Source organism: Microbacterium sp. 70-16, assembly GCF_001898315.1.
GTDB lineage: Bacteria > Actinomycetota > Actinomycetes > Actinomycetales > Microbacteriaceae > Microbacterium.
Window position 1 is genome coordinate 36,842 of sequence record NZ_MKTQ01000019.1, and the last position, 16,266, is coordinate 53,107.

Consider the following 16,266-nt stretch of genomic DNA (forward strand, 5'->3'; position numbering starts at 1 on the left):
GAGGGACACCCATGGGTGATCAACTGAAGGTCGACCTCGACGAGGTCGACCTGGTGACGACGAACCTCGCATCCATCGTGCGGCGGCTCGAGTCGGCGCAGGCCGATTCCGACGCACTGGCCGACGCGATACCCGTCACAGAGCTCGCGAACGCGAGCACCGACTTCGCGGGCAAGTGGGACGATCGCCGCAAGGAGCTGATCGAGCAGGTCACGCAGCTGCAGCAGGAGGCGAAGGCGTTCGTCGACGCGTTCACCGACGTCGACTCGCAGCTCGCCGACGCCCTCACCCGTCCGCCGCAGCCCGCATCGGGCGGCGGGCACCAGCTCGAGGCGTACTGAGCCGCAGCGAAACGCGAAGAAGGGTGGATGCCGCGCGGCATCCACCCTTCTTCGTATCAGCGCGTCAGAGCGCGGTCTTTGCGTCAGAGCGCCGTGATGATCTCGCGCATCAGCGCGGCGGTCTCGGACGGCGTCTTGCCGACCTTGACGCCGGCGGCCTCGAGGGCCTCCTTCTTGGCCTGCGCCGTGCCCGCCGAGCCCGAGACGATCGCGCCGGCGTGGCCCATCGTCTTGCCCTCGGGGGCGGTGAAGCCGGCCACGTAGCCGACGACCGGCTTCGTGACGTGCGCCTTGATGTAGTCGGCCGCGCGCTCTTCGGCGTCGCCGCCGATCTCGCCGATCATGACGATCGCCTTCGTCTCGGGGTCGGCCTCGAACGCGGCGAGCGCGTCGATGTGCGTCGTGCCGATGATCGGGTCGCCGCCGATGCCGATCGCGGTCGAGAAGCCGAGGTCACGCAGCTCGAACATCATCTGGTAGGTCAGCGTGCCCGACTTCGACACGAGGCCGATCGGGCCCTTGCCTGTGATGTTCGCGGGCGTGATGCCCACGAGCGCCTCGCCCGGCGTGATGATGCCGGGGCAGTTCGGGCCGATGATGCGCGTCTTGTTGCCGCGGCTCTTCGCGTACGCCCACGCCTCGGCGGTGTCGCCGACGGGCACACCCTCGGTGATCACGACGAGCAGGGGGATGTCGGTGTCGATGGCTTCGACCATGGCATCCTTCGTGAATGCCGGCGGCACGAACGCGATCGACACGTCGGCGCCGGTGGCGGCGATCGCCTCGGCGACCGTTGCGAAGACGGGCAGCTCGACGGCGTTGCCGTCCTTGTCCGTGTGCGAGACGGTCGTGCCGGCCTTGCGTGCGTTGACGCCACCGACGACATTGGTGCCCGCCTTCAGCATGAGCGCCGTGTGCTTGGTGCCCTCGCCGCCGGTGATGCCCTGGACGATGACCTTGGAGTCCTTGTTGAGGTAGATAGACATGTCTGTTCTCAGTCCTTGTGATCTCGATACACCGCCTGCGGCGGCACTCGATCAGCGAATAGGGTCAGGCGTTCGCCAGCTCGGCGGCCTTGTCGGCGCCCTCGTCCATACCGGCAGCGAGGGTCACGAGCGGGTTGTTCGCGGCCGCGAGGATCGCGCGGCCTTCCTCGACCTGGTTGCCGTCGAGGCGGACGACGAGCGGCTTCGTCGCGGCGTCACCGAGGATCTCGAGCGCCTTGACGATGCCCTCGGCGACGGCAACGCAGGAGGTGATGCCGCCGAAGACGTTGACGAAGACCGACTTCACCTGCTCGTCACCGAGGATGACGTCCAGGCCGGCGGCCATGACGGTCGCCGAGGCGCCGCCGCCGATGTCGAGGAAGTTGGCGGGCTTCACGCCGCCGTGGTTCTCACCGGCGTAGGCGACGACGTCGAGCGTCGACATGACCAGGCCCGCGCCGTTGCCGATGATGCCGACCTGGCCGTCGAGCTTGACGTAGTTGAGACCGGATGCCTTCGCCTTCGCCTCGAGCGGGTCAGCGGCATCCTTGTCCTCGAGCTCTTCGTGCTCGGGGTGCCGCACCTCGGACGCGTTGTCGTCGAGCGAGACCTTGCCGTCGAGGGCGATGATCGCACCCGACGCGTCGAGGATCAGCGGGTTCACCTCGACGAGGGTCGCGCCCTCGCCGGTGTACACGTTGTAGAGCTTGACGAAGACGTCGGCGACCTTGGGGGCCAGCTCGTCGTCGAAGCCGCCGGCCTTCGCGATCTCGAGCGCCTTGGCCGCGTCGATGCCCGTGAGGGGGTCGACCTCGACCTTGGCGAGCGCCTCGGGCTTCTCGACCGCGAGCTGCTCGATCTCCATGCCGCCCTCGACCGAGCACAGGCTCAGGTACGAGCGGTTCGCACGGTCCAGCAGCACCGAGAAGTAGAACTCCTTCTCGATCTGCGCACCGCCGGCGATCATGACGCGCTTGACGACGTGACCCTTGATGTCCAGGCCCAGGATGGCCTTCGCCGCCTCGTACGCCTCGTCGGGGGTCTTGGCGACCTTGACGCCGCCGGCCTTGCCGCGACCTCCGGTCTTGACCTGAGCCTTGACGACAACGACACCGCCGAGCTTCTCAGCGGCTGCCTTCGCCTCCTCAGGGGTGTCGGCGATGATGCCGGGGAGCACCGGCACCTCGTACTTCTCGAACAGGTCTCGTGCCTGGTACTCGTAGAGATCCACGTGCAATCCTTCGCTGGGCGACTGTGGGCTTTCGGTGCCGAAAAAGTCTCGATGTCGAGATATCGACCAGTGCCCCAGCCTAATACGAACGCCTGAGCGCGCTGACCGCCTTCGTGGCATCCCGTGCCGTGATCTGCATGGGGATGCTCCGCCGTTTTCGGGGGCGGGTGACTAGGCTGGCTCCGTTATGACCGCCGCTCCCACTTCCGCCCGCAACACCGTCGTCGCCGCTGCGCTGGATCTGTTCGTCGCGCAGGGCTTCGAGGCGACCTCCGTCGAGCAGATCGCGCAGGCGGCCGGGGTGTCCCGCTCGACGTTCTTCCGCCAATTCGGCGGCAAGGACGACGTCGTCTTCAGCGACCACGACGTGCTGCTCGCGCAGCTGCGCGAATCGCTGACGAAGCTGCAGCGTGACCCGCACGAGAATCCGTGGGCGGCCGCGTGCGAGGCATCCGTCGATGTGTTCCGTCACTTCGCCGCCGAGCCCGAGCTCGCCCGCCGCCGCTACGCCGTCGTGCGGCAGGTGCCGGTGCTGCGCGAGCGCGAGATCGTGACGGTGTTCCAGTACGAGCGTCTGTTCGACGACTACCTGCGCGCGGCGATGCCGGGGATCGACCCGATCGACGCCGTCGCGTTCGCCGCGGCCGTCACCGCCGTGCACAATCACGTGCTGCGGCGCCTGCTGCGCGGCACGGACGACATCCCCGAGAGTGTGCTCACCGACGCGTACGACGTGCTGCTGCACCGCTTCGGCGTGCACCCCGACGGCGAGACGTCCCGCGAGGACGACGTCGTCATCGCGGCGTTCCCCCGCCGGATGCCCTCCGCCGAGGTCGCCCGCCGCCTCCGCGACGCGCTGTAGCGCCCGGTCGCGCGGTCGCGCCGGGCCGGCCGCGCCGGGACGCGGGCGGGCGCCGGGGCGCCGGGCGCTCGCACCCTCTGAGCGCGAGACTGCGTATTCGCGACGAGGCTGCGTGCAGCGTCCGCAGTCTCGTCGCCGGGACGCAGTCTCGCTGCCTGGTGGGCGGATGGCCGGCCCACCCTCTGACCGCGAGACTGCAGTGGCGCACCGAGACTGCATGCGGCGGATGCTGTCTCGGTGCAGCACTGCAGTCTCGCGGTTGGGCGGGCGGATGCCGGGGCACGGGCGACCGACGCACGGGCCGGCGGGTCAGGGCGCGGGCGGCGCGGGGAGCAGCGCGAGGCCGCGCAGCAGGTCGTCGCGGGACGCGGCGGCACAGACGCGCACCCACCCCTCGCCGGAGGCGCCGAACGCCGAGCCCGGCGCGACGGCGACCCGCTCTGCGCGCAGGAAGGTCTCGGTCCACGCGGCGACGTCGCCGCCGGTCGCGTGCCGCATGTCGATCCACAGGTAGAACGCGCCGGACGGCGTGAGGTATCGGATGCCTCGGTCATCCAGCAGCGCCATCGCGGCGCGCAGGTTGTCGCGATAGTGCGCGCGGGCGGCCGCGACATCGCTCTGGTCACTCGTCAGCGCCGCGATCGCCGCGCGCTGCGCCGGCGCGTTGACACACGAGATCATCGCCTCCTGCGCGCTGCGCAGGTGCGGCCCCCACTCCTCCGGCGCCGTCAGGAATCCGACACGGATGCCCGTCATGGCATACGTCTTCGACAGCGAGAACACCCCGAGCACCCGCCCGTCGCCGTCCGCGGCGTCCAGCGCCGTGAGGCTGACGTGCGGGCCGTCCCACGTGAGTGCGCCGTAGACCTCGTCGCTGATGACCCACAGGTCGTGGCGCCGTGCGAACGCGAGGATGCCCCGTGCGGCATCCGCGTCGAGCACCGTCCCAAGCGGGTTGGAGGGCGAGTTCACGATGATCGCGCGCGTGCGCGGTGTCACGAGCGTCTCGAGCCGGTCGAGCTCGGGCAGGAACCCGGTTTCGTCGCGCAGCGCGTACGGCACCGGCACGGCCGACAGCATGCGCGGGCTCATCGAGAAGGTCGTGTAGCCGGGGTCGGGCACGAGCACCTCGTCGCCGGGATCGAGCACCAGCCCCAGCGCCTGATGCAGAGCCTGCGTGCCGCCGATCGTCGTCCAGATGCGCTCCGGGTCGAGGGCGACGCCGTAGTCGGCGGCGAACCGATCGGCGAACGCACGCCGCAGCGTCGGGATGCCCGCATTGTGCGTGTAGTTCGTCTCATCGGCATCCCACGCCGCCTTCGCCGCCGCGGCGATGTGCGGCGCGACCGGCAGGTCGGGCTCGCCGACCGCGAGGAAGGTCACATCTTCGAGTTCGAGCGCGATCTCGAAGAGGCGACGGATGCCGCTGGCCGGCACCGCGAGCGAGTGGGAGCTGATCTCAGGCACCGCTTCAGGTTACGCGCGGCGGCGCTCCGTCATGACCGCGAGACGGCGCGGGCCGCGAGACGGCCCCGTCCACGCGCGCGGTCAGGCGATCTCGCCGGAGGCGACGGTCTCGGCGAGGGCGTGCACGCGCGGCAGGTGGTGGGCGCCGTAGAAGTCCGCCGCGGTGAGGCGCGCGACATCGGCATCCTGCACGTCCTCGTGCGCGGCTACGGCGACCACGGCGAGGCCGTGCATCCAGCCGCCCGCGAGGACGCCCAGCAGCATCAGGTAGGGCACGCTGACGGCGGCCGCGTCGCGCGGCGACGATGCGAACCCGACCAGGTCGACGGTCGCGCGGCGGGCGGAGGCGACGGCACGCTCGAGGCGGTCTGCCGTCCGCGCCTCGACCTCGCCGCCGTCGGCACGCAGCGCGGCGATCGTCTCGTCGATCTGCGCGAACAGCGCTTCGGCGGTCGCCCCCTGATTGCGGATCACCTTGCGGCCGATCAGGTCGTTCGACTGGATCGCGGTCGTGCCCTCATAGATCGGCATGATGCGCGCGTCACGGTAGTGCTGCGCGGCGCCCGTCTCTTCGATGAAGCCCATGCCGCCGTGCACCTGGATCGCCTCGCTCGTCAGAACCACGGCATCCTCCGTCGCCCACCCCTTCAGGATCGGCACGAAGAACTCGGCGAGCGCGAGCGTCGCGGCATCCTCGGATGCCTCGGCGCGGTCGAACAGGTCGGCGACGTACACGCCGAGGGCGCGCATCGCGAAGACCTCGCTCGAGATCGACAGCAGCAGGCGGCGCACGTCGGGGTGCTCGGCGATCGGGGTCACGCCGTCGCGACCCAGCACGGAGCCTTGAATGCGCTCAGCGGCATATGCCGCGGCCTGCTGGTAGGCGCGATCGGCGATACCCGTCGCCTGGAAGCCCATACCGATGCGCGCCGAGTTCATCATGACGAACATGCCGGCAAGCCCGCCGCGGACCTCGCCGACGAGGTAGCCGGTCGCGTCCTCATACGAGAGGACGCACGTCGGCGACCCGTGGATGCCGAGCTTGTGCTCGATCGCGACGGTCTCGACCCCGTTGCGCGCACCGAGCGACCCGTCCGCGTTCACGAGGAACTTCGGCGCGACGAACAGCGACAGCCCCTTCGCGCCCTCCGGCGCGTCGGGGGTGCGCGCGAGCACGAGGTGCACGATGTTCTCGGCGACGTCGTGATCGCCCCACGTGATGAAGATCTTCTGACCCTTGATCGACCACGAGCCGTCGCCGCGCGGCGTCGCGATCGTGCGGATCGCGCCGAGGTCGGTGCCGGCGCCCGGCTCGGTGAGGTTCATCGTGCCGGTCCACTCGCCCGAGACGAGCTTGCTGAGGTAGACCTCGCGGAGTTCGTCGGATGCCGCGGCATCCAACGCGTGGATCTGACCGGCGCTGAGCAGCCAGCACAGCGCGAACGCGGCGTTGGAGGCGTTCCAGATCTCGCCGAGACCCGCACGGATCGCCCCGGGCAGTCCGTCGCCGCCCGCCGATGCGGGCGCCTCGGCGGTGACCCAGCCGGCCTCGACGAATGCCCGATAGGCATCCGCGAACCCGTCGGGCAGATGCACCTGGCCGTCAACGAGGCGCGCGCCCTCGCGGTCGCCGACCGTCTCGAGCGGTGCGAGGACGGATGCCGCGAACTCGCCGGCGCCGGCGATGACGTCGGTGGCATCCTCTGCCGTGAGCTCGCCGCCGGTGGCGCGCGCGATGATGTCGGTGCCGAACGCCTCGCCGAACAGGAAGGCGTAATCCGAGGTGGGCGGCTGGTAGTCGGCGGCCATGGCGGCTCCTTCGGCAGGGCTGCGTGCGCGTCGTCGCGCGCAGCAATAGGGTGAGACTCCAGCCCATGATAGCTGACACTGCGTCTCACTGGCTATCCCTCGCGCCGCCGCCCTCCCCTTTCCCGCCGTTTCGAGGAGCACAAATGGCTCTGTTCCGGCGCCGAACGCGACCATTTGCGCTCCTCGAACGAAGGCCGTGGCGCCCGGCCCCGCCGCGCGCGAGGATGGGCAGCGTGTACGAGATCCCTGCGCCGATGCTCGCCAAGGCCGTCCCGGGCATCCCTGACCCCGCCAAGACGCCGGGCGGGCTGAGCTTCGAACCCAAGTGGGACGGCTTCCGCGCCCTCATCGCGTATGACGGCACGGGCCCGGGCGGCGTCGTGATCGGCTCGCGCGGCGCGAAGCCGCTCACGCGCTACTTCCCCGAGCTCGTCGCGGCGTTCGCCGAACTCCTGCCCGGTCCGTGCCTGCTCGACGGCGAGATCGTGGTCGCCCACGGCGAGCCCGCGCGCCTGTCGTGGGAATCGCTGTCGCAGCGCATCCACCCCGCCACCTCGCGGGTCGAGCTGCTGAGCCGCACCGACCCGGCGCAGTTCATCGCGTTCGACCTGCTCGCCACGGGCGACCGCGACCTGCAGGCCGAGCCGTTCGCCGCCCGCCGCGCCGCGCTCGAAGAGCTGCTCGCGGCCATCCCGCATCCGATCCACCTGACCCGCACGACGACCGACCCGGGGCTCGCACGGCAGTGGCTCGCGCAGTTCGAGGGCGCGGGGCTCGACGGCGTCGTCGCCAAGCCGCTCGACCAGCCGTACGCGCCCGGCAAGCGGACGATGCTCAAGATCAAGCACGCGCGCACGGCCGACGTCGTCGCGCTCGGGTACCGCATCCACAAGAGCGGCGCGGGCGTCGGCTCGCTGCTCGTTGGCCTCTACGACGACGGCAGCCTCAACCAGGTCGGCGGGGTGTCCGCTTTCTCGGATGCCCGCCGGCTCGCCCTCGTCGACGAACTCGCACCCTGGGTCGAGACGGATGCCTCGGGTGAGGCCGTGCGCGGCGACGGAGAGCGGTCGCGGTTCACGGCATCCGACAAAGACACCTCGTTCGTGCGGCTGCGCCCCGAACGCGTACTCGAGGTGCGCTACGACCAGCTCGAGGGCCGGCGATTCCGGCACACGGTGCAGTTCGAGCGGTGGCGTCCCGATCGCGAGCCGGGGTCGTGCACCTACGACCAGCTCGAGAAGATCGCGGCGTACGACCTGGCCGACGTCCTGGATTAGCGCCGCGCGGCGGCGGACGCAACTCGGGCCCGCATCGGCGCCGGACTCCGGCGGCCGGCCATGCGGGCCCGAGGTGCGAAGCGGGGCTTCCGCCGTGCTTCTTGCGATCGACCTTAGCCGCGTCGGCGAACGCGACACGCCCGGCTTCGCCGTGAATAACGGCGAGGTGCACGAGCCCGTTCAGGGATGCCAGGATCGAGGCATGTCCGACCCTTCCGAGCCCCCCGCCGCGGGTAGGGACGATGGCGCGGATGCCGATGCGAAGCTCAGCGACACGCAAGAGCTGCGCCTCGAGCCCGTGCAGTTCATCGCCCGCACCGACGCCGTCATGCGCCTCGGTTCGCTCATGCTGGGCGCCGGCGCCTCCGCCGCCCGGGTGCGCGACAGCATGGAGCGCGCGGCGCATGCCATCGGCATCGACGAACTGCACACGCGCATCGGGATGACCGACATCGTCGCGACGACCGGTCGCGGTCAGATGTTCCGCACGCGCGTCGCCGAGATCCGCCGCGCCGCGGTCGATGCCGACCGGCTCACGGCGCTCAAGCGACTCACGAACCGGCTGCACGCCGGATTGACTCCGGCCGCCCTGCAGCGCGAGCTCGACGCCGTCGAGGCCAAGCCTCGACGTTTTCCCGACAGTGTTCGTGTCTTGGGCGCCGCTCTCGCGTGCGCGGCCTTTGCCCTGCTCAACAACGGCGGTTGGCAGGAGTTCGCCGCCGTCGGCGTCGCTGCCGGCATCGGCCAGCTCGTGCGGATCCGGCTGGCGCGGCTGCGCACGAACGAGTTCCTCGTCGTGTTCCTCGCCGCGATGGCTGCCCTGCTGGTCTACCTCGGCGTCGCGGCGCTGCTGGCTGCCGTCGGCGTCCCGGGCGGCCAGCACGACGCCGCCGTCACGAGCGCCGTGCTGTTCCTCGTGCCCGGATTCCCGCTTGTGACGGGCGCCCTCGACCTCGCACGCCTGGATCTGAACGCCGGCATCGCGCGCGTCGCGTACGCGACGCTCATCCTGCTGGCGACCGGCACCGCCGTGTGGGGCGTCGCGACGGTCTTCCACGCGACCGTGACACAGACGGCGTCACCGCTGTTCGACGAACCGTTGCTGTCGGTCGTACGCCTGCTCGCCGGGTTCGTCGGCGTGCTCGGTTTCGCCGTGCTGTTCGACACTCCGCCCGCGATCGCGCTGACGGCGGCGGCGCTCGGAGCCGTTGCCAACACGGGGCGCCTGGCGATGGTGGATGCCGACGTCACTCCCCCGCTCGCCGCTGTCGCGGCGGCGCTCCTCGTGGGCCTGGGCGCCTACCTGTTCGGCGACCGGCTGCGCGCCGCGCGCGTCACCTTGACCGTGCCGGCGGTGCTCATCATGGTGCCGGGCGCCGCCGCCTACCGGGCCATCACGGGGGTGATCTCGGGCGACACCCTCGCCGCGATACAGAACGGGTTCACTGCCGTCTTCGTCGTTGTGGCGCTCGCGATCGGGCTCACCGTCGCCCGCGTGCTCACCGAGCGCGAATGGTCGCGCCCCGCGCGCGGCTGACGCGCCCGCTACTCCTCGGCCTTCTTCGCGCGGCTCGGCTGCACGCGAGGCGGTTCCCCCGGCATCTTCGGGAACTCCGGCGGGAACGGCAATTCACCCAGCCCGGCATCCACATCGCGCTGCCACCACTCCAGCAGCGTGTCGATGCGGCCCGGCGCCGCCTGCAACCCCTCCCACGGATCGCCCCGCTCAGCCAACCGCTCGGGCATGCTACGCACCGTGAACGCGGCCGGGTCGACACCCGAGGCGAGCTCGTCCCACGTGATCGGCGCCGCAACGGCGGCAGTCGGCAACGCGCGCGGACTGTAGGCGCCCGCCATCGTGCGGTCACGGTTGGCCTGGTTGAAGTCGACGAAGATGCGCTCGCCGCGCTCCTCCTTCCACCAGTTCATCGTGACCCGATCCGGCATCCGCCGCTCGAGCTCGCGGCCCGCCGCGATCACGGCGTGCCGCACATCGAGGAACTCGTGCATCGGCTCGATGGGGCAGAACACATGGATGCCGCGGTTTCCGCTCGTCTTGATCCAGGCATCCAGCCCCGCTTCACGCAACACCTCGCGCAACGCCGGGGCGACCGCAGCGGCGTCAGCGAAGCCCGTACCGGGCTGCGGATCGAGGTCGATGCGCAGTTCGACGGGGTTGTCGGTGTCGGCGGCAAGCGACGCCCACGGGTGGAAGACGACGGTATTCATCTGCACAGCCCACACGATCGCGGCGGCTTCGTCGAGCACGACCTGCGGGTGGCGGCGCCCGCTGTTGTAGGTGCACATCACCTCGTGGACGTAGTCCGGCGCTCCGCGTGGCGGGTTCTTCGAGAAGAACCGCTCGCCGTCGACCGTCTCGGCGAAGCGTTCGAGCGACACGGGCCGATGCCCGTTCGCGCGCAGAAACGGCTCGGACACCGCGATGACGTACTCGGCGAGCTCGTGCTTCGTGATGCCCAGCGCGGGCCAGATCACCCGGTTCGGGCTCGAAAGCGAGATCTCGCGGTCGCCGTCGGGTCCGGGGACGGTCAGGCTGATGCGCTCGGATGCCATGGCTCGACCCTACGACCGCGTTCCACCCGGCGACAGGGGCGGGTGCGGCGTGGCACCGGCGCATAACTCAGGCAGAATCGCCGTTTCGGCGCCGCTGGCGGCCTGGGGTGGGCATTCTGCCTGAGTTGTGGTCCGCGAGACGCGGTAGCCGGGCGCGGCGACAGGCCCGACGGCAGCGCCCCGTCAGGCGCCGAGGGCGATGACGGGCGCGAGCGCGTCGCGGTCGAGCTCGATCCAGGGGCCGGCGGCGTCGAGGACGACGCCGGTGAGTCCGGGTTCGGATGCCAGGGTCTTGCCCAACTGCTCCGGGATGAGCGGCAGCGGGCGGTCGCCGCGGCCCATCGCGATGACCTCGAGGGGGTGCGAGTAGATCTCCAGACGGCGCACGCCGTCGGCGCCGCGGGCTTCGGCGAGCCCGACGCGACCTTCCGGGTCGGTGCCGCCCGCGACCCAGATGCGCGTCCGGGTGAGCACCTCGGCGGCCTGCAGCGGCGTGGCATCGCCGCGCTCGGCGACCAGCAGCGACTTCAGCTCGAACGGCGGGACGCCCTCTTCGAGCGCCTTGCGGATGAGCGCGATCGGCAGGATCAGCCGCGCCCCCGGGTTGGCGTGATCGAGGTACACACCGTCGTAACCGGAGTCGACCGCCGTGCGGAACACGTTGTGCGCCAGTTGGCCGATCGCCGAGACGGCTTCCGATCCCTCGGCGGCTGTGCTGACCCGCATCGGGCCGCCGCCGCTGAACACCAGCAGGAAGCGCTTGTCCTGGTAGGTCGTGATCGCGAGGTTCAGACCCTTGCCCTCGGCCAGCAGCGCCTGCGCGTCGCCCTGCGCGCGCATGTACAGCTGGCCCTGCAGCGCCTGACGCATGACGTTCATGATGTCGGTGTTCTGCGGCTGCTCGGGAAGCGCTGCGAGAGCAGCCTGCAGCACGACGTTGTCGGGCATCCCCGGTACGGTCTCGGTCGGCGCCGGCGCCGTCGCAGCGGGCCTCGGCGTGCCGATCGGGCGGGCTGTATCGGGCTGTCCGAAGGTACTGACCGAGATCGAGACCTGCGGCACGGATTCGACGGATGCCTCGGCGGCTACCGCCTCGCTAGCCGGGTCCGCCGCCTCGGCTGCGACCGCGTCCGGCACGGCCTCGGCGTCGCGGGCGGCGTCGGGGCCGGTCGAACCGGCCGGCACGGGTGCGGAGTCGTCACGCTTGTTGCGACGCGAGAACAGAGCCATGCATCGAGCGTAACCCGGCGCGGCCGGTGTCAGATCTTGGCGATCGGCGCGATCTTGATGAGAAGCTTCTTCGGCCCAGCCGTGTCGAACCGCACGTGCGCGACGCGCTTGGCACCCTCGCCGGTCACCATGTCGACCCGGCCTTCGCCGAAGTCGTCGTGGCGGATCCGGTCGCCCGGCGCCAGCTCGAGGTCGCCGTTGTCGCGCACCTTCGCGGGAATGCGGTTGGCGAACTTCGCGATGTCGCCCGCAGGCTTCTCGCGCCGCGGCAGCGGCACGAGGTCATCGCCGTACCGCGAGCCGCGCCCACCCGCTGCCGAGCTGCCCCCGCCGAACCCCGAGCCGGGGCGCCGCGCGTTGAGCGCGCGCGACTGCATGCCGCCGCGCGAGTTGACGTCGCCCGGCGACTGCCGCCAGTCGATGAGATCGTGCGGAATCTCTTGCAGGAACCGGCTCGGCATCGCCGCCGACACCTCGCCGAACTGCGCGCGGGTCATCGCGAGCGAGAGATGCAGCTTCTTGCGCGCGCGGGTCAGCGCGACGTAGAACAGGCGCCGCTCCTCCTGTGGGCCACCCGGCTCACCGGCTGAGATCCGGTGCGGGATCAGGTCTTCTTCGACACCCGTGACGAAGACCGCGTCGTACTCGAGGCCCTTCGCCGTGTGCATCGTCATGAGCGATACCGACCCCGTCGCGTCGGCGAGGTCATCGGCATCCGCCACGAGCGCCGTCTCGGCCAAGAAGTCGAGCACCGTTCCCTCGGGGTTGTTGCGGGCGAACTCGCGCGTGACAGCGACGAGCTCGTCGAGGTTCTCGACGCGCGCCTCGTCCTGCGGGTCCTTCGACCGCCGCAGCGCGTCGAGGTACCCGCTCTTGTTCAGCAGGACGTTGAGCCCGTCGGTCACCGCGGTCGGCGGCGCGATCTCGCCCGAGGCGGGGAGCATGATGGCGGATGCCTCGACCAGCACGGCATCCAGCTGCGCGATCGCCTGCTGGATCTTCGGCCCGACGCCGAGCGCCGACGCATTCGCGAGTGCGTCGCGGAAGGTGATGCCCTCTTCCGCCGCGTAGCGGGCGATAGAGGTCTCGGTGACGTCGCCGATGCCGCGGCGCGGCCGGTTGAGGATGCGCCGCACGCTCAACTCGTCGGCGGGGTTCGCGACGGCGATGAGGTACGCGAGGGCATCCTTGATCTCGGCGCGCTCGTAGAACTTGGTGCCTCCCATGATCTTGTACGGCACGGCCGAGCGGATGAAGATCTCCTCCAGCGCGCGCGACTGCGAGTTGGTGCGATAGAAGACGGCCATCTCGCTGTACGGCACGCCCTGCCGGCGCAGCGCCTCGACCTCGTCGGCGACGAACTGCGCCTCGTCGTGCTGCGAATAGCCGGTGAACCCGATGATGGGGTCACCCGCGCCGACGTCGGTCCACAGCTTCTTGTCTTTGCGGTCGAAATTGTTGCTGATGACGGCGTTCGCGGCACTCAGGATGTTCTGCGTCGAGCGGTAGTTCTGCTCGAGCAGCACGACCTTCGCGCCGGGATAGTCGCGCTCGAACTCGGTGATGTTGCGGATGTCGGCGCCGCGGAACGCGTAGATCGACTGGTCCGAGTCGCCGACGACGGTGAGGGATGCCGCGTCTTCGGTCGGCGCATCGAAGATCATCATGCCGCTGTCGTGGGCGGCGCCGTCCGCCCCCGGCGGCCGGGTGAGCTCGTGGATGAGCGCGTACTGGGCGTGGTTGGTGTCCTGGTACTCGTCCACCAGGATGTGCCGGAACCTCTTGCGGTACACGTCGGCGACGTGCGGGAACGCGCGGAAGAGGTAGACCGTCTGGCCGATCAGGTCATCGAAGTCGAACGCGTTCGCGCGCTGCAGTGCGCGCTGGTAGTCGGCGAAGATCTCGACGAACAGGCGCTCGGCGGGGTCGCTCATGTTCGCCGTGCGGGCGAACGACTCGGCATCCGCCAGTTCGTTCTTGAGCTTCGAGATGCGGCCCTGGACGCCGGCGGGGGTGAGGCCGAAGGCATCCGCCTCGTGCTCTTTGACGAGGCGCTTGATGAGGGCGCGGGAGTCGCCGGAGTCGTAGATCGTGAAGTTCTTGGTGAAGCCGAACTGGTCGGCCTCGCGGCGGAGGATCCGCACGCACGCGGAGTGGAAGGTCGAGATCCACATGCCCTGCGCGACGTCGCCGATGAGGCCCTGCACGCGCTCGCGCATCTCGCCGGCGGCCTTGTTGGTGAACGTGATCGCGAGGATCTGGCTCGGCCACGCTTCGCGCGAGCGCAGCAGCGACGCGATGCGGCGGGTGAGCACGCTCGTCTTGCCGGAGCCGGCGCCCGCGACGATCAGCAACGCCTGGCCGCGGTAGGTGACGGCCTCGCGCTGCGGCTCGTTGAGGCCCGCGAGCAGGTCGTCGTCGGCGGCGCCGGGCGCACCCGTTCCTGCCGCTGGCATGCCGACGATGACGGGCTTGATCGGGTCGCTCATAACCCGTCAAGTCTAGGTCGGCGCCCCGACACGGGCGTCAGAGCAGCCGCCGCTCACTCGCCCACGCGGTCAGCTCGTGCCGCGACGACAGCTGCAGCTTGCGCAGCACGGCGGAGACGTGCGTCTCGACCGTCTTGACCGAGATGAACAGCTCGGCCGCGACCTCCTTGTAGGCGTAGCCGCGGGCGATGAGGCGCATGACCTCCTGCTCGCGCGCCGACAGGCGGTCGAGCTCGTCGCCCGTGGCCGCCGTCTCGCCCGCGACGGCGCCGAAGGCGTCGAGCACGAAGCCGGCCAGCCGCGGCGAGAACACGGCGTCGCCGCCCGCGACGGCGTGCACTGCGCGGCTCACTTCGACGCCCGACGACCCCTTCGTGATGTATCCGCGCGCGCCCGCCCGGATGACGCGGACGACATCCTCCGCCGCATCCGACACGCTCAGCGCCAGGAACCGCGTCGGCACGCCCCCGCTGCCGCGGATGACCTCTTCGCCGCCCGTCGCGTCCTGCCCCGCGCCGCCCGGCAGGTGCACGTCGAGCAGCACGACGTCGGGCCGCGCCTCGGCGATGACGGCGATCGCGGACGGCACATCGGCGGCTTCGCCCGCGACGACGACGGTCTCGTCGAGGTCGCTGCGCAGCCCCGACCGGAAGATCGAGTGGTCGTCGACGATCACGACCCGCACGGCATCACCCACGGTCGTCACCTCCGCCGAAGTGCAGGTGGACCTCGGTGCCGGCATCCGTCGAGCGCACCGTCGCGATGCCGCCCGCGCGGCGCATGCGCCCGATGATCGACTGACGGATGCCGAGGCGGTCGGCCGGCACGGCATCCATCGCGAATCCGTCGCCGCGGTCGCGGATGAAGACGTCGACGCCCGTCGCGCCGCCCTCGATGTAGACCGAGACCTCGCCGCCCGCGTGGCGCGCCGCGTTGAGCATCGCCTCGCGGGCCGCCGCCGCGAGCTCGCCGCTCGCACGCTCGGTCGACAGCCCCGCTGAGACGACGTCGATGCGGACGGGATAGTCGAGCTCGAGCGCTCCGGCGTAGTCGCGCAGGTCGGTCGGCAGGTCGCTGTCGGCGGGTTGGTCGCCGTCGTAGAGCCACGCGCGCAACTCGCGCTCCTGCGCACGGGCGAGGCGCGCGACCTCGCTCGAGGCCCCGGCGCGGTTCTGGATCAGCGCGAGGGTCTGCAGCACCGAATCATGCAGATGCGCGGCCATCTCGGCGCGCTGCTCTTCGCGGACGCGCGCGACGCGCTCGCCCGACAGCTCGCGCCAGCGCTCCACGAGGTTCGAGGAGAGCAGCGCGGCGATGCCGACGAGTGGAATCAGCGGGACGAGCACGGTCGGTGCGCCACCGTACGTCGACCCCTGCGCCGGCAGCGGCAGCAGAAACGCGACGATGAGGATGCCCGTCGCCGCCGCGCGCACCCAGGTCGCGTGCCGTGGCCCCCGCGCGGGATCTTTGCGATCGACGAGAGCCGCCCATACTCCCGCGGCGGTGGCAAGGACTGTTGTCGCGCCGACGGTGACCACGAGCAGCCACGGGAACGGGAAGCGCAGTGCGGGAGTCAGCATCCACGACGATTCGTACGGGTCACGGGTGGCGATGACGATACTGAGCAACCCCGCCGCCCCGCCCGCGACGAGCACCCAGGCAACAGGCACGGTGCGCGTGGTCGCGACCTCACCGTGCTCCCACGGCATGAACGCCCAGCACCAGAGGTAGAGCAGGATGCCCGCTCCGCCGCACAGCGCGAGCACGACGAACAGCGCGCGCACGGCCCACACGGGTGCGCCCAGGTGGCGCGCGAGGCCAGCCGAGACACCGGAGACAGCGCACTCGCGCGGGCGCTGCAGTGCCGGCCGCGGCGCCGCGGGCACGCGCGAGCGCGGCGGTCGCGCGGGGCGCCGCGGGCGGGCCGGGGCCGCGGGGCGCGGCGGTCGGGCCGGGGCCGCGGCTCGCGCGGGGCCTGCGGGCGCGGCAGCGCCGGCGGC

At 70.9% G+C, this 16,266-nt stretch carries 13 protein-coding genes; 4 read left to right on the plus strand and 9 right to left on the minus strand.

The window, feature by feature from the left end:
• The first annotated feature begins 11 nt into the window (after positions 1-11).
• A complete protein-coding gene (locus BGO46_RS09575; protein ID WP_292678307.1) occupies positions 12-341 on the plus strand; it encodes a hypothetical protein in 330 nt (109 codons plus the stop codon).
• Between the two features lie 83 nt (positions 342-424).
• On the opposite strand, the gene sucD is transcribed toward BGO46_RS09575, so the two are convergent.
• On the minus strand, positions 425-1,327 hold the full coding sequence (gene sucD / locus BGO46_RS09580) for a succinate--CoA ligase subunit alpha (RefSeq protein WP_292678309.1): 903 nt from the start codon (positions 1,325-1,327) through the stop codon (positions 425-427).
• A gap of 64 nt (positions 1,328-1,391) precedes the next feature.
• Complete coding sequence (gene sucC / locus BGO46_RS09585) at positions 1,392-2,558, minus strand: ADP-forming succinate--CoA ligase subunit beta (protein WP_292678311.1); 1,167 nt, start codon at positions 2,556-2,558, stop codon at positions 1,392-1,394.
• Positions 2,559-2,745: 187 nt separating this feature from the next.
• On the opposite strand from sucC, the gene BGO46_RS09590 reads away from it, so the two are divergent.
• Complete coding sequence (locus tag BGO46_RS09590) at positions 2,746-3,420, plus strand: TetR/AcrR family transcriptional regulator (protein WP_292678313.1); 675 nt, start codon at positions 2,746-2,748, stop codon at positions 3,418-3,420.
• Positions 3,421-3,729: 309 nt separating this feature from the next.
• Here BGO46_RS09590 and BGO46_RS09595 read toward each other — a convergent pair whose 3' ends face one another.
• Together BGO46_RS09595 and BGO46_RS09600 are read right to left on the minus strand one after the other, a co-directional pair.
• Positions 3,730-4,887, minus strand: a complete 1,158-nt coding sequence (locus BGO46_RS09595) for a pyridoxal phosphate-dependent aminotransferase (protein ID WP_292678315.1) — start codon at positions 4,885-4,887, stop codon at positions 3,730-3,732.
• An 81-nt stretch (positions 4,888-4,968) separates the two neighbouring features.
• Positions 4,969-6,696: an acyl-CoA dehydrogenase gene (locus BGO46_RS09600; protein WP_292678316.1), complete on the minus strand. Its 1,728-nt coding sequence runs from the start codon at positions 6,694-6,696 to the stop codon at positions 4,969-4,971.
• A 224-nt stretch (positions 6,697-6,920) separates the two neighbouring features.
• Here BGO46_RS09600 and BGO46_RS09605 point away from each other — a divergent pair, with 224 nt between their 5' ends.
• Both BGO46_RS09605 and BGO46_RS09610 read left to right on the plus strand, forming a co-directional pair.
• Positions 6,921-7,973 carry an ATP-dependent DNA ligase gene (locus BGO46_RS09605; protein WP_292678318.1) on the plus strand — a complete coding sequence of 351 codons (1,053 nt, stop codon included), beginning with the start codon at positions 6,921-6,923 and terminating at the stop codon, positions 7,971-7,973.
• 202 nt (positions 7,974-8,175) lie between these two features.
• Positions 8,176-9,510, plus strand: coding sequence for a threonine/serine exporter family protein (locus BGO46_RS09610; RefSeq protein WP_292678319.1), 1,335 nt, complete (start codon positions 8,176-8,178; stop codon positions 9,508-9,510).
• An 8-nt stretch (positions 9,511-9,518) separates the two neighbouring features.
• Here the strand turns inward: BGO46_RS09610 and BGO46_RS09615 are convergent, their stop codons facing one another.
• From BGO46_RS09615 to BGO46_RS09635, 5 genes are all read right to left on the minus strand, one after another.
• Positions 9,519-10,547, minus strand: a complete 1,029-nt coding sequence (locus BGO46_RS09615) for an ATP-dependent DNA ligase (protein WP_292678321.1) — start codon at positions 10,545-10,547, stop codon at positions 9,519-9,521.
• Between the two features lie 183 nt (positions 10,548-10,730).
• Positions 10,731-11,777 (minus strand): SseB family protein, encoded by a 1,047-nt coding sequence (locus tag BGO46_RS09620; RefSeq protein ID WP_292678325.1) that lies wholly within the window; start codon positions 11,775-11,777, stop codon positions 10,731-10,733.
• Positions 11,778-11,806: 29 nt separating this feature from the next.
• On the minus strand, positions 11,807-14,266 hold the full coding sequence (locus BGO46_RS09625; RefSeq protein WP_292897836.1) for a UvrD-helicase domain-containing protein: 2,460 nt from the start codon (positions 14,264-14,266) through the stop codon (positions 11,807-11,809).
• Positions 14,267-14,303: 37 nt separating this feature from the next.
• Positions 14,304-14,963: a response regulator transcription factor gene (locus BGO46_RS09630; RefSeq protein WP_292678395.1), complete on the minus strand. Its 660-nt coding sequence runs from the start codon at positions 14,961-14,963 to the stop codon at positions 14,304-14,306.
• A complete protein-coding gene (locus BGO46_RS09635; protein WP_292678397.1) occupies positions 14,956-16,152 on the minus strand; it encodes an ATP-binding protein in 1,197 nt (398 codons plus the stop codon). Before BGO46_RS09635 ends, BGO46_RS09630 begins: the two co-directional genes overlap by 8 nt.
• Positions 16,153-16,266: the final 114 nt, after the last annotated feature.

Excerpts from the sequence above, each read along its gene's own strand:
- BGO46_RS09575 (WP_292678307.1), top strand. The coding sequence starts at position 12 with ATGGGTGATCAACTGAAGGTCGACCTCGACGAGGTCGACCTGGTGACG.
- sucD (WP_292678309.1), bottom strand. The coding sequence starts at position 1,327 with ATGTCTATCTACCTCAACAAGGACTCCAAGGTCATCGTCCAGGGCATC.
- BGO46_RS09590 (WP_292678313.1), top strand. The coding sequence starts at position 2,746 with ATGACCGCCGCTCCCACTTCCGCCCGCAACACCGTCGTCGCCGCTGCG.
- BGO46_RS09600 (WP_292678316.1), bottom strand. The coding sequence starts at position 6,696 with ATGGCCGCCGACTACCAGCCGCCCACCTCGGATTACGCCTTCCTGTTC.
- BGO46_RS09605 (WP_292678318.1), top strand. The coding sequence starts at position 6,921 with ATGGGCAGCGTGTACGAGATCCCTGCGCCGATGCTCGCCAAGGCCGTC.
- BGO46_RS09610 (WP_292678319.1), top strand. The coding sequence starts at position 8,176 with ATGTCCGACCCTTCCGAGCCCCCCGCCGCGGGTAGGGACGATGGCGCG.
- BGO46_RS09615 (WP_292678321.1), bottom strand. The coding sequence starts at position 10,547 with ATGGCATCCGAGCGCATCAGCCTGACCGTCCCCGGACCCGACGGCGAC.
- BGO46_RS09620 (WP_292678325.1), bottom strand. The coding sequence starts at position 11,777 with ATGGCTCTGTTCTCGCGTCGCAACAAGCGTGACGACTCCGCACCCGTG.
- BGO46_RS09625 (WP_292897836.1), bottom strand. The coding sequence starts at position 14,266 with ATGAGCGACCCGATCAAGCCCGTCATCGTCGGCATGCCAGCGGCAGGA.